At 63.4% G+C, this 13,566-nt stretch carries 11 protein-coding genes; all 11 read left to right on the top strand.

Going from position 1 to position 13,566, the window contains the following annotated elements; all coding sequences use genetic code 11:
- Window positions 1-8: 8 nt before the first annotated feature.
- On the top strand, window positions 9-374 hold the full coding sequence (locus tag AC07UW_RS18740; protein WP_025878451.1) for a DUF4398 domain-containing protein: 366 nt from the start codon (window positions 9-11) through the stop codon (window positions 372-374).
- Window positions 371-1,255 (top strand): OmpA family protein, encoded by an 885-nt coding sequence (locus tag AC07UW_RS18735; RefSeq protein WP_025878452.1) that lies wholly within the window; start codon window positions 371-373, stop codon window positions 1,253-1,255. The genes AC07UW_RS18740 and AC07UW_RS18735 overlap by 4 nt, the downstream gene beginning before the upstream one ends.
- Before the next feature lie 323 nt (window positions 1,256-1,578).
- On the top strand, window positions 1,579-1,815 hold the full coding sequence (locus AC07UW_RS18730) for an HP1242/YdcH family protein (protein WP_025878453.1): 237 nt from the start codon (window positions 1,579-1,581) through the stop codon (window positions 1,813-1,815).
- 353 nt (window positions 1,816-2,168) lie between these two features.
- Window positions 2,169-3,539: a pyridoxal-phosphate dependent enzyme gene (locus tag AC07UW_RS18725; protein WP_495212640.1), complete on the top strand. Its 1,371-nt coding sequence runs from the start codon at window positions 2,169-2,171 to the stop codon at window positions 3,537-3,539.
- Between the two features lie 123 nt (window positions 3,540-3,662).
- On the top strand, window positions 3,663-4,835 hold the full coding sequence (locus tag AC07UW_RS18720; RefSeq protein WP_495212639.1) for a cystathionine gamma-synthase: 1,173 nt from the start codon (window positions 3,663-3,665) through the stop codon (window positions 4,833-4,835).
- 28 nt (window positions 4,836-4,863) lie between these two features.
- On the top strand, window positions 4,864-5,646 hold the full coding sequence (locus tag AC07UW_RS18715; protein ID WP_312106403.1) for an ABC transporter permease: 783 nt from the start codon (window positions 4,864-4,866) through the stop codon (window positions 5,644-5,646).
- Between the two features lie 15 nt (window positions 5,647-5,661).
- Window positions 5,662-6,267 (top strand): acyltransferase, encoded by a 606-nt coding sequence (locus tag AC07UW_RS18710; RefSeq protein WP_495212638.1) that lies wholly within the window; start codon window positions 5,662-5,664, stop codon window positions 6,265-6,267.
- Complete coding sequence (locus tag AC07UW_RS18705) at window positions 6,185-7,498, top strand: glycosyltransferase (protein WP_312106408.1); 1,314 nt, start codon at window positions 6,185-6,187, stop codon at window positions 7,496-7,498. Before AC07UW_RS18710 ends, AC07UW_RS18705 begins: the two co-directional genes overlap by 83 nt.
- Complete coding sequence (locus tag AC07UW_RS18700; protein ID WP_495212637.1) at window positions 7,498-8,790, top strand: ABC transporter ATP-binding protein; 1,293 nt, start codon at window positions 7,498-7,500, stop codon at window positions 8,788-8,790. Before AC07UW_RS18705 ends, AC07UW_RS18700 begins: the two co-directional genes overlap by 1 nt.
- On the top strand, window positions 8,790-12,278 hold the full coding sequence (locus tag AC07UW_RS18695; RefSeq protein ID WP_495212636.1) for a polysaccharide pyruvyl transferase family protein: 3,489 nt from the start codon (window positions 8,790-8,792) through the stop codon (window positions 12,276-12,278). Before AC07UW_RS18700 ends, AC07UW_RS18695 begins: the two co-directional genes overlap by 1 nt.
- A gap of 2 nt (window positions 12,279-12,280) precedes the next feature.
- A complete protein-coding gene (locus tag AC07UW_RS18690) occupies window positions 12,281-13,549 on the top strand; it encodes a glycosyltransferase (RefSeq protein ID WP_495212635.1) in 1,269 nt (422 codons plus the stop codon).
- The last annotated feature ends 17 nt before the right edge of the window (window positions 13,550-13,566 follow it).

Raw genomic sequence — 13,566 nt, 5'->3', positions numbered from 1 at the left:
TCGCACGAATGCGCCACAGCCTGTATGTGATGGCGTTTGCATTCGCACTCTCTGCTCCCGCCTGGGCGCAGGATGGCGCGTTGGAACTGGCCCAGGCCCGGCAGGCGGTGGACAAGGCCACCCAGGCCGACGCCGACCAGTACGCCCCGGACCTGATCGGGTTGGCCCGCCAGGGGCTGGAGCAGGCCCAGCGTGCCGCTGGCGACCGCCGCGAGCGCAAGAACGCACCGGCCCTGGCCCTGCGTGCCACCGTTGACGCCGATCTGGCCCGTGCCCGCAGCGAGGAAGCCACGGCGACCGCACAGCTGCAGCTGCGCCGCAACGAGGTCAACCAGCTGCAGCGCCAGTTGTCGACCGGGGAGGACCGCCGATGAAGACGATTTCCGCGCTGACCCTGGCTACGCTGCTGGCCCTGCCGACGCTGGCACTGGCCGCTGACAACCCGATGGTGGGCCAGCTGAGCCAGCGCCTGATGGCGATCCAGGCCAATCCGGACACCGCCGAACTGGGCGCCTTCGAGCGCATGCAGGCGCAGCAGGCCATTGCCACTCTGGAAAAGGCCAAGCGCCGTGACCAGGAGCTGGCCACCTACCTGGCCGAGCGCCGGGTCGAGATCGCCGAGACCGCCGTGCGGGCTGCGCTGGCCGCGCGCGAGGTCGACCGCCTGGAGCGCACCCGCGGCGACCTGCTGATCGAGGCCAGCCGCCGCGATGCCGCCCGCGCCCGCCAGGAGGCCGAACAGCTGCGCATGCAGGCGCAGATGCAGGCAGAAGAGGCCGAACGCCTGCGCCAAGCGGCCGAGGCCGAGACCCTGGCCCGCCAGGATGCCGAGAACGCCCTGACCAGCGTGGCCGGCAAGCAGCAGCAGCGCCTCAGCTCGGCCCAGCAGAACGCGGCCAAGCTGGCCCGTGAGGAAGCCGAGCTGGTGTCCGGGCAGAAACTGCCGGGCTCGAAGTTCGATGGCCGCGGCGAGGTCTTCACCTTTGCCGGTGACGCGTTTGCGGCCGGGGCCTCGAGCCTGTCCGGTGGCGCCCGCAACCAGGCCAAGGCCCTGGCCGAGTACGTGAACATCGGCAAGAAGGGCAGGATCCGCATCGAAGCCTATGACAGCGCCAATGGCGTCGGCCAGAAGCGCGCCGAGGCGCTACGCGACGCGCTGGTGTCGGCCGGTGTCGCCAGCAGCCGGATCCAGGTTGCTGGGAAGAAGGCCGCCTCCACCCGGGCCCGCTCGGCCGAGGTCGTCATCGCGCCGTAATTGATTGATATTGTTTGTTTTTCGTTGTGTTGAGTGTTCAGCCTGAACCCCGCCTCGGCGGGGTTCGGTCTTTTTGCCGAAGGGGCTTGAACCCCGTCCAGAGCAAGCGTAGGGTCAATTGTCCGGGACGCAATAACGCGGACCGGACGATGGGAGGGCCGGGCCGATGCAAGCAGGGCGCGAACCGCAGCAGATCGAAGTGCGCAGGCCAGTGCCGCACGTCGTTGTGGGCACCCATGTGGGCATCGACCGGCACTCCTCCATGAACAACGCCCCGTGCCTTGCGGCCGGGGCGTTCGTGTATCTGTCGAAGGAGGTCCATCATGTTTGAAGATCAGCCCCAGAGCGAGATCGACGCCCGTCGCGCGCGCGATCCGGAGTTCCGGGCACTCCATGACCAGCACCGCAAGTTGAACAAGAAGTGCATGGATGCGGAGTTGGGTGTACTCCCGATCGATGATGTCACCCTGGGTCGAATGAAGCGCGAGAAGCTGCTGGCCAAGCAACGCCTTCTGCGAATGTACGAAACACCGCTCGCAACGTCGTCCCCCACGCATTGACGCACCCCTGTCGTGCCCGGAATGGCATGACCCGGCCATCGATGGCCCCGCCAGGCACTCCTGACCTGGCAACGCGGCGCCGCTGAACGCAGGCGTCACGCCAAGGCACCACACGCGGTGGTGCCTTGGCCCTGCAGGCACGTCCCCCGATGCGGGCGGTACCGGTCTCCTCGTCGATCCGGGGCCGTCCGCATCCCCTTGGGCCGCCAGCCGAGCTGGTGGGTGCCGACCGTTGGTCGGCACGCGTCCCGCCGGGCATGGCCCGGCGCTACAGAAGCGGCTCCTGACTTTCGTCGCCATCCATCGGATAATCACCGGTCCGGCCCTGTGTGGCGCGAACCGAAGTCCCCCGAATGCCCATCCATTCCTCCGTCCTCGAACTCATCGGTCAGACTCCGATCGTCAAGGCCCAGCGCCTGGACACCGGTGTCTGCGAGCTCTACCTGAAGCTCGAAAGCGCCAACCCGGGCGGATCGATCAAGGATCGCATCGGCCTGTCGATGATCGAGGCGGCAGAAAAGCGTGGCGACCTGAAGCCCGGCGCCACCCTGGTGGAAGGCACCGCCGGCAATACCGGCCTGGGCCTGGCACTGGTGGCCCAGCAGAAGGGCTACAAGCTGATCCTGGTGGTCCCGGACAAGATGAGCCGGGAAAAGATCTTCAACCTGAAGGCGATGGGTGCCGAAGTGCGCCTGACCCGCTCGGACGTGGCCAAGGGCCACCCGGAGTACTACCAGGACCTGGCCAAGACCATCGCCGAGCAGACCCCGGGCGCGTACTTCATCAATCAGTTCGGCAACCCGGACAACCCGGCCGCCCATGAATTCGGCACCGGTCCGGAGATCCTCGAGCAGATGGATGGCGATCTGGATGCCATCGTGTTCGGCTGCGGAAGCTCCGGCACCATGACCGGCCTGTCGCGCGCGTTCGCCACGCTGTCGCCGAAGACCGAGCTGGTGCTGGCCGATCCGGTCGGCTCGATCCTGGCCGAATACATCAATGACGGCGTGCTCAACGACAAGTCGGGCAGCTGGCTGGTGGAGGGCATCGGCGAGGACTTCCTGCCCTCGATCTCCGATTTCAGCCGGGTGAAGCAGGCCTATGCCATCACCGACGCGGAGAGCTTCCACACTGCGCGCGAGCTGCTGGCCAAGGAGGGCATCCTCGGCGGTTCGTCCACCGGCACCCTGCTGGCGGCGGCGCTGAAGTACTGCAAGGAGCAGACCACGCCGAAGAAGGTACTGGTGCTGGTCTGCGATACCGGCAACAAGTACCTGTCGAAGATGTACAACGACTACTGGATGCTGGACAACGGCTTCCTGCAGCGCCCGCAGCACGGCGACCTGCGCGACCTGATCCTGCGCCCGTACGGCCAGCGCGACACCGTGGTGATCGGCCCGAACGACCTGCTGACCACCGCCTACCAGCGCATGAAGCTGTACGACGTGTCGCAGCTGCCGGTGATGGACGGCGACCAGCTGGTCGGCATCGTCGATGAAAGCGACGTGCTGCTGCACGTCTACGGCGACGAAGCACGCTTCCGCGACCCGGTGGCCACCGCCATGGTCAGCAAGCTGGACCGGCTGGATGTGAAGTCGCCGATCGAGGCCCTGCTGCCGGTGTTCGACCGTGGCCAGGTGGCGATCGTGATGGATGGTGACACCTTCCTCGGCCTGATCACCCGCATCGATCTGCTGAATTACCTGCGTCGGCGCGTTCAGTAAGGCGTTTATCGCCGCAGATCGCTGCTGAATCCCGGTTTATCCGCGTCAAAGCTCGTTAAGGCCGCGCTGATAGACTCCCGCTCCTTCGACGGCGCCGGTCATCGGCGCCAATCAGGAAACGACATGTCCAACGCTTCTTCCCCGGACCGCGCGCTGGCGCTGGCCACCCTGGCCATCCATGGCGGCCAGTCGCCCGACCCGAGCACCGGCGCGGTGATGCCGCCGATCTACGCCACCTCGACCTATGCGCAGTCCAGCCCGGGCGAGCACCAGGGCTTCGAGTATTCGCGTACCCACAACCCGACCCGCTTCGCCTACGAGCGTTGCGTGGCCTCGCTGGAAGGCGGCACCCGCGGCTTCGCCTTTGCGTCGGGCATGGCCGCCAGTGCGACGGTGATCGAACTGCTGGATGCCGGCAGCCACGTGGTGGCGATGGACGACATCTATGGCGGCAGCTTCCGCCTGTTCGAGCGTGTGCGTCGCCGCACCGCCGGGCTGGATTTCAGCTTTGTCGACCTGACTGATCTGGCGGCGTTCGAAGCGTCGATCACGTCGAAGACGAAAATGGTGTGGATCGAGACCCCCACCAACCCGATGCTGAAGATCGTAGACATTGCCGCGGTCGCCGCAATCGCCAAGCGCCATGGCCTGATCGTAGTGGTCGACAACACCTTCGCCTCGCCGATGCTGCAGCGTCCGCTGGAGCTGGGCGCTGACCTGGTGCTGCACTCGGCCACCAAGTACCTCAATGGCCACTCGGACATGGTAGGCGGCATGGTCGTGGTCGGTGACAACGTCGAACTGGCCGAGCAGATGGCGTTCCTGCAGAACTCGGTGGGTGGCGTGCAGGGCCCGTTCGACAGCTTCCTGGCGCTGCGTGGCCTGAAGACCCTGCCGCTGCGCATGAAGGCGCACTGCGCCAACGCGATGGCGCTGGCACAGTGGCTGGAAAAGCACCCGGCGGTGGAGAAGGTGATCTACCCGGGCCTGGCCTCGCACCCGCAGCATGAATTGGCGGGCAAGCAGATGGCCGGCTACGGCGGCATCGTCTCGATCGTGCTGAAGGGTGGTTTCGACGCGGCCAAGCGCTTCTGCGAGAAGACCGAACTGTTCACCCTGGCCGAGTCGCTGGGCGGGGTGGAAAGTCTGGTGAACCACCCGGCGGTGATGACACATGCCTCGATCCCGGTGGCGCGGCGCGAGCAGCTGGGGATCAGCGATGCGCTGGTCAGGCTGAGCGTGGGTGTTGAGGATCTGGGGGATCTGCAGGTGGATCTGGAGAGGGCGCTTCAGTGACCGTCGGATTGTCCATGGTGTCTGACACATGAGTGCCTCGAACCTGGCTGGGCTCATTTTCCAGCTTACCCGGCGTGAAGTCAGCGGCCGCTACAAGGGCTCGGTGCTCGGCCTGTTCTGGTCTTTCGTCAATCCGTTGTTGATGCTCAGCGTCTACACGCTGTTCTTCTCGGTGATCCTGAAAGTGCGCTGGGGAGATCAGCCGCAGCGCCAGTCGGATTTCGCGATCCTGTTGTTCGTCGGCCTGATCCTCCACGGATTCATCGCCGAATGCATCAACCGTGCGCCGGGTTTGATCACCGGAAACGTCAACTACGTCAAGAAAGTCGTGTTCCCGATCGGCATTCTGCCAATCGTTTCCTGTTCATCGGCGCTGTTTCATTGGTTCATCAGCCTCAGCGTCCTGGCGCTTGCTCTGGTGTTCGTTGGAAACGGCGTTCCCGCCACCTTCCCGCTGATTCTGGTAGTGATGGTCCCGCTGGTGCTGTATGCGCTGGGCATCAGCTGGATGCTGGCGTCGGTCGGCGTGTACCTGAGGGACGTCAACCAGGTGGTCGGTGTGTTTTCGCAGATTCTGCTGTTCATTTCGCCTGTGTTCTTCCCGGTTACCAAGATTCCCGAGTACATCCGTCCGCTTTTCCTCGCCAATCCGCTTACGACCATCATCGAGCAGGCGCGTGCCGTCGCGGTGTTCGGCCAGCTGCCGGACTGGTGGCAGTTGGCGGGCCAGTGTGCTGCCGCTTCGGTGGTGTGCCTGCTGGGAATGGTCTGGTTCCGTCGCACCAAGTGTGGATTCGCCGATGTCCTTTGAGAAGGAGCTTGCACGATGAGTCGCCTGAAGCAATGGCTTCTTCGCCAGCGTTTCTTCTATGTGCTGATGGGCCTGAAGTACTACCTCGGCAACAATGTCGTCGCTAGCTTCCCGATTGAATGTGTACGCCGGTTCTATTTGACCCGTGTGCTCAAGGTGGCAATCGGCAAGGACACGCATGTAAGCATGCGCTGGTTCGTCACCGGCTATCCGGTGCGCGCGCACGTCAGCATCGGTGACAACTGCGTGATCAACCGGGAGGTGTATCTGGATGGCCGGGTAGGTGTGGTTATTGGAAACAACGTCAATGTTTCCTTCCAGACCTGCATCCTCAGCCTGCACCATGACCACAACGCACCGACCTTTCCCGCGATTGGCGGTGTGGTCACCATCCAGGACCATGCCTGGATCGGTGCTCGCGCCACACTGTTGCCGGGCGTGACCATCGGCGAAGGTGCCGTGGTCGCCGCTGGCGCGGTCGTCGCGCGTGACGTGGCACCGTACGAGGTCGTGGGTGGCGTACCCGCCCGCAAAATCGGTGAACGCAACCGGGATATCCAGTACCTCACCAGGTTCTCACCGTATTTTGATTCGGACATCTTCGATGAAACCGCAGGTTAAGAAACAAGTCCTCGTGTTCATGCTGGCGCCTTCGCTGCCAGCGGTGACAGGAGGCGACATCTATGCGGTGAACGCCGTACTGCCGTTCGCTGAAGAGATCGACTACCACCTGTTCTGCTACGTGGGCAGCGAGGCGGACCGGCGCAAGGTCGAGCAGCATCGCGCGCTCTACGACAAAGTGTTCCGCTCGGTCCACCTCGAGCCTCGTCCGAAGATGCCGTTCGAATTGCCCAAGGTGCAGCGTGCCCTGTCGATGGCGCGGCAGGCATTGCAGGGTCTGCCTTTCATCGATGCCAGCTACTACAGCCGCAGCGCCGTTGCGGCTGCACGTCGCATCGTCCGCGAGCAGGGCATCGATGCGATCGAGGTCAACTCGACCCATCTGGCGTTCTTCCGCCGGTTCCTGCCACAGGTGCCGGGCATCCTGCTGAGCCACAACATCGAAGCTGACATTTTTCCGTTCTGGATGCCGGCAGGCCTGACCGGATGGAAGCTGCGTTTCATGGAATGGGTTGCCAGCCGAAGCCGGCAAGCCGCCAAGGCTGTCGAGATCGACAATGCCTTCGGGTTCTCGGCGATGACCTTCATCTCTCGCCATGACATGTCGCGGGTTACCGACAAGGTCCCACGCTACCTCATGCCGTTGCACTTTCCGTTGGGTACCACGCGTTTTGAAGACAAGCCGGACGATACCTTCCACGTATTGTGGATGGGAGGCTTTGGTTGGTACCCGAATGCGGAGGCGGTGACGTGGTTTGCCGAGAAGATCCATCCACTGGTGGCAGACCAGTTGCAGGAGCGGAAGATTGTTCTGCACTTCTGCGGCGGCAATCCTCCAGTGGCGCTGCAGGCGCTGCATGATGGCCGCAATGTTCTCGTGCATGGCTTTGTCGACGACCTGCAATCGCTGCTGGACAAGGCGCATCTGCTGATGGTGCCACTGCTATCCGGTGGCGGAATCCGGGTAAAGATCGTCGAGGCGATGTCTGCAGGCATTCCCGTACTCAGCACCAGCAAGGGGTGCGAGGGCATCGGCGCGACCGACGGCGTGGACATCCTGGTGCGTGATGATGCCGAAGGGTTTGCCCGTACATTGCTGGAATGCGCGCAGGATCGAACGCGACTGGCAGCTCTGTCGGCGGCCGGGCAGGATCTCATGGCGCGCGAGTATTCACAGCAGGCAAGCCTGGACGCCAAGCGGGCCGCCTATCGGCATGCGGGGGTGATGTGATGCAGGCAGCAGATACGCCGTTGGCGGTTGCGCCGGTGGTTTCGGTGCGTGGTGTCGGCAAGGTCTTCCGCATTTTCGATCGTCCGGCGCAGCGTCTGTTGCAGCCGGCAGCAAACCGGCTCCGGCGCCTGGTGGGCATGCAGCCGCAGCCGGTACGCGTGTTCCATGCGTTGGACGATGTCAACTTCGACATCGCGCCGGGCGAAACTGTTGGAATCATCGGCCGCAATGGCAGCGGCAAGTCAACTCTGCTGCAGATCCTGGTCGGCACGCTGCAGGCCAATACCGGCAGCGTAGCCGTCAATGGACGGGTATCGGCGCTGCTGGAACTGGGCGCTGGTTTCAACCCGGAATTCAGCGGGCGCGACAACGTGTACCTGGCAGGCGCCATCATCGGCCTGGGCTCGGCGGACATGACCCGCCTCATGCCTGAGATAGAGAAGTTCGCCGATATCGGTGAGTTCATCGACCAGCCTGTCAAAACCTACTCCTCGGGCATGTTCGTACGGCTCGCGTTCGCCGTGGCAATCCACGTGTCGCCTGATATCCTGGTCGTGGATGAAGCATTGGCAGTGGGCGATACCGCCTTCCAGACCAAGTGCCTCACCCGCATTCGCAGGATGCAGTCCGAAGGTGTCAGCATCATCCTGGTTACCCATTCCACCAATACCCTGCTGGAATACTGCGACCGGGGCATCTACCTGCGCCGCGGTAGGGTCGTGCTTGATGGACCGTGCCGCGAGGTTGTCAAAAAGTATGCCGACGACCTGGTGGACGAGGAGGGCGGAGCCGTGATCTATGCAGACGAGGGCCTTGCCAGCTTGCAGGACGATGGTCTGCCTGCAGACGCAGCGGCATTGCCGGCAAGCGAAATCACCGGCGTGGAGATTCTTGACCTGCAGGGGCAGCCGAGGACGACGTTCAGCCATGGCGAACAAGTACTGGTGAAGGTCGCCATCCATGTACGCCGGCGTATCGAGCAGCCCTGCTATGGGATTCAGTTGAAGAGCGTGGATGATATTGCCCTGTGGGCTGGCACCACCCAGAACATGAGCCTTTCGCCGCTGCCGACGGAACCGGGCGATTATGTTTTCGATTGGCAGTTGACGTTGAATGTCACCGGCAACCGCTATGTGCTGGCGCTGGGTGTCGGTGACCTCGACACGGGCGAGTATCACCGTCATTCACGCGTGCCCTACGCGGGCCATGTGGATGTGTTGCCTCAGCCCCATTCCGGGCATGGCTGGCTTGCACCCTCCCCCCGTTTCACCGCTCCTGTGAGAACTGCATGATGACGCACTCCAAGCCAGTATTCAGGGCCCTGGTCGTGGGTTTCTATGGGGCACCCAACGTAGGCGACGAGGTGTTGCTGGACCTGCTGGTCCGCCGCATCCGCGAGCTGGGCGGCGAGCCGGTGGTTGCCAGCATCGATCCCTCGTTGACCCGCCGCATGCATGGTGTGGATGCCGTGCAGTTTGCCAATGTCGGGGACATCGCCCGTGCACTGATGCATTGCGACGTGCTGGTGATGGGCGGGGGAGGCATCTTCCAGGATCATCATCCTTTCAACCTCGATGCAGTGTACCTCCCCTATGCCAATGACATTTCCGGCTATGCGCGGCCGATGCTGCTCGCGCGGCAACTGGGAGTACCGACGATCGTATGGGGGCAGGGGGTTGGGCCGCTGAGTTCAGAGGGCGCACGCACCCTGGTGCGCGAGTTGTTCCAGCATGCGGCCGCCGTATCCGTGCGGGATGAATCGTCCAAGGCACTGCTGCGACAGATCGGCGTGGATCGGGATATCCTCGTTGCCGCCGATCCGGGGTGGTTGTTCCGCCGCTATCACCCATTGCCGGCGCAACAGGCCGCGCAAGGCGCAGGCCAGCCGCAGAACAAGGTACTGGCGGTGGTGGTCCGTGAATGGGACAAGGGGCAGTGGAAAACGTCCCTGGTGGAGGCGTTGCGCACCGCAGTTCCTGCAGGATGGCGCATCCAATGGGTCGCGTTCCAAGCCCATACCGAAGGCAGTGGCGCCACATCCGACCTGCCCTTGATCGAATCGCTGCGTCAACAGCTACCGGGACGCAGCAATGATGAACTGATCGCACCGGCAACAACGGAAGCGACCTGGCAGACAATCACCAGCGCTGACGCGGTGCTGTCCATGCGCCTGCATGCCAGTATCCTGGCCCTGCTGGCGGGCAAGCCTACTGCGGGCCTTGAGTACGACGACAAGTTGTCGCATGCCCATGCCATGGCCGAAATGCCAGCGATTCTGAGACTCTCGACCGACGATGGCCCGGAGCGCTTCGTGCAGGCGATCCAATCGCTGGTTGCCGAGGAGTGGCGGCCGGACCCGCAGGTGGTAGATGGCCTGGAAGCGTCGGCCAGCGCGCATCTGCGGCTGCTTGACAGTTGTACGTCCTTGCCGCCGGCGCCCCTCCGCTTCGACGCAACCTCTACGGACTGGTTGTCATTGTGGCTGCAACAGGCACTGGTCGAGCTTGGACAGACCCGGGAGCAGAGCCAACGCGCACACGAACTGCTTCTGTTCCGGGACCATCAGCTTGCCGAACAGGCGACTCAAAACACAAACCTGACGCAGCAACTTGTCGAGAAGCAAACGAAGATGAATGAAGACATGGTCCGCTTGGATGCGGCTCAAGGCCAGCTGCAGGAGAGTGCGAAGGCACTGCAGCAGATCAAGGAGGAGAGTGCGCAGATACTGCAGCAGATCCAGCAGCAGTTGGCAGGCAAGCAGGCCTACATTGATGACAAGGAGGTCTACATCGCGATCCTGCAGCAGCAGATCGAGCAGATGCAGGCCGAGCTGGCGCGCAGCCGTCAGGAAACCGCAGATGCGCTGAACCTGTGGCGTCGCCTGCGCAGGTTCCTGCAGTTGCTTCGACGCGACCTGGTGCGCGTGCTGGCAGCTCCTTTCAAACTGACCTCGGTTTGGCGTCGCCATGGTCTGAAGGTTGCCCTGCAGCAGATCCCCCGGCGCATGAAGACGTTGGGTGTCCCTCAGACCGCTGCCATGCAACAGATGGCGGAGCCGCCACCGTCGATGGTGCGACCGGTTCGCCGCGAGCGCCTGCTGGTGATCGCCGGCACGTTGACCACCGACGGTTGGCCCAACCGGGCGATGCAGTTCGCGAAGGCGGGCGATCGTGCCGGCTTCTTCGTGCGCATCACCGCAGTGGATGGAAGTGCCTGGCCTGACGATGGCAGCGGCCTGCCGACGCGTCTTGCTGTTGATGCGCACACCTGGCTGCAGGAAGTGCGTGCCGAGGACACCCGCGTTCTGCTTGCTGATGGATCGCCGCAGGCGCTGGGCCTGGCCCGTTCGGCACGTGAACGCGGTGCCGAAGTGATCGTCGACCTTGCTGCACTCGGTACGGATTCTCTCTCCGCGGAACTACGCGTCCTCACCGATCGCGTTGTCACCGGAACCCCGGAGCAGAAGGTCGATGGCGTGCCGTCGCGTTTCCTGGGCGCGGCCGGAGACAATGAAATCTTCGACTCCTACCGCAGTCATGGGCTGCCGCAGGCATATGAGGACGGGCGACAACATGTCCTGTTCGTCGTCCTCGGCGGAGACGGCGACGCCTGGCTCGATGCCGCGCTGGAGGCATCTCCCGATCTTGTCTTCCATGCCACGGGAATGAAAGTGGATGGCCGCGACACGCGTCAGGTACATGCCCTCGATTGGTCGTGGCAGCCGCAGCAGATGGCTCCGCTGATCGCCGGCGCGCATGCGGTCGTCATCGTCGGCGGAGCCGGGGACAGCACGCGCCTTGCCGACCTGTCGATGGCAGCGCTGCTGCTGGAGAAGCCGGTGTTTGTCGATGCGCTGCCGTCATTCGCACCGTCGCCTAACCTGCATCGGGTGGATGCCGCGCAGCTTTCCGCACAGCTGGCCGGCGCCACTGCGTCGGAAGACTACGCATTCATCGCCCGTCACGCCTGGCTGGGCCATGTCGAGCAGTTGATGCAGCCGGAGTATCCGGTGTCGGTAAGCGTGGTCGTGCTGATCCACAACAACCGCCGCATCATTGAACGCTGCGTCAGCACGTTGCTGGAGCATGCCGGGGAATGGCTGCAGGAAATCGTGGTTGTCGATAACCAGTCCAGCGATGGTGGCGCCGAACTGGTTGAATCGCTGTATGCAGGGCATGCCAAGGTGAAGCTTGTCCGCAACAGTGAAAATGGGTGCTCCTCGGGCCGCAACCTGGGCGTCAAGCATTCCACCGGCAGTTACATTGCGTTCTTCGACTCCGACCAGTGGTTGACCTCTCCTTCCTGCTTCAGTGAAGCCGTGAACATCCTGGCGGCCAACCCCGGTGTCGGCACCATCGGCTGGAACGCAGGCTGGTTCGACGCCACGCGTGATGACCTGGGTGGGCCCATCTCCGACTACCTTCCCAATCGCGGCATGAACAACGAGGCCCGCATCAAGGGATACCGCGATGACGTGGGTTTCCTGGGAACCAGTTGCATGTTCATCGCCCGTGACCTGTTCGAGCGTCTGGAAGGCTTCGATGTGTTCTACGACCCTACGTGCTTCGAAGACACGGACATCTGCTTCCAGGTGAAGAAGGCTGGTTACTCGGTGGCGTTCCGTGACCTGGCCGGTGTCCGTCACCAGCCGCACCAGACCACCGGCGCCAGCGAGGGCAGCGAGCGCTACAAGCGGCTGTTCAACCGCAACGCAGCCTACTTCCGCGACAAGTGGAAGGGGTATCCGGAGTTCTTCGTGGACCTCAAGTCCTGGCATTGAGCATGCGTCGCTGGTTGGCACCGCTTTCCAGGGCCAGGCACCATGTGCTGGAAGCACTGCTGGCGGTTGTTCCACAGTTCTATAGCCGCTGGTTCGATCGCAGTCGATCACCCGAAGCAGCGACCGAACAGCCTGCGCCCTCTGTACAGGGCGGGCGTCGCGCTGTTCTGCTGGTGGACCATGACTTTCCCGAGATCGACCGTGATGCGGGCTCGCGAGCGATTCTGTCGTTCGCCAAGCTCCTGGGTGAGGCCGGATTCGAGCTTGTGTTCTGGGCAGCATCGACCACGCCATCTGCTGCGGGAAGAGCGACGCTGCACCGTGCCGGTATCCATGCCTCCTGCCGCAGCGAAACGGGGCCGCTGGAAGAATGGTTGCGTGGTCCCGGTCGTGCCTGGAACCTGGCTGGCACTGTATTGAGTCGACCCTTGATCGCCGCCATGTATCTGCCGGTCATACGCCGCAGCCTGTCTGGCCCCTGCATCTACTACGGTCATGACATTCATTTCCGCCGCCTGCAGGCGATGCGGCGCATCGGCGCCATCTCGAGCCGGGGCCTGCTCTGGCAGCGGTGGGTGATGAGCAGGGTCGAGCGACGCTTGTGGCAGTACGTTGATGTGGTGCTTTATCCCTCGCAGGAGGAAGCGGACGAGGTAAATGCATTCCGTCGTGCGCACGCACTGGCCGGTAATGCTGAAATGTTCCCGCTGTGGACTCTGGATGGTGACGTCTGCGTTGCGGCGCCCAGTGGTCGGCAGGGACTTCTGTTTGTTGGCAGCTACGCACACGCGCCGAACGTGGATGGCCTGGATTGGTTCCTGAGGGAGGTGCAGCCCAAGCTGAAGCTGCACGCGGGACAACGCACGCTGACCATCGTGGGCTCCGGAATGGAGGCTTACGTGCCGTCGCCCACGACGCAGGTCCGCATTCTGGGACGCGTTGACGATGCAGCCCTGGATGCGTGCTATGGCCACGCCCGTGTAGTGATCGCACCGCTGCGTTTCGGCGGGGGGGTCAAGGGCAAAGTTCTCGAAGCGATAGGCAAGGGAGTTCCCTGCGTGATGTCGACCGCTGGTGCCCAGGGACTGGATGGCCTGGAAGCCTTCCTGCCCGTCAGCGATGATCCGCAGGTGATCGTTTCCGCTATCCAACAACTGGTAGAGGATGACGCTGCCTGGGTGGCGGCAGCGTCAGGGGCAGCAGCTTATCTTCGCCAACGTTACGACGCCGGGCGGTTCCGCGAGCGCCTACGGCAAATGCTGGATGCGTGAGCCGGTTTGGATCCGGC

This window comes from Stenotrophomonas sp. GW821-FHT02D01, assembly GCF_059421765.1.
This window is presented reverse-complemented; position numbering and strand designations above follow the sequence as displayed.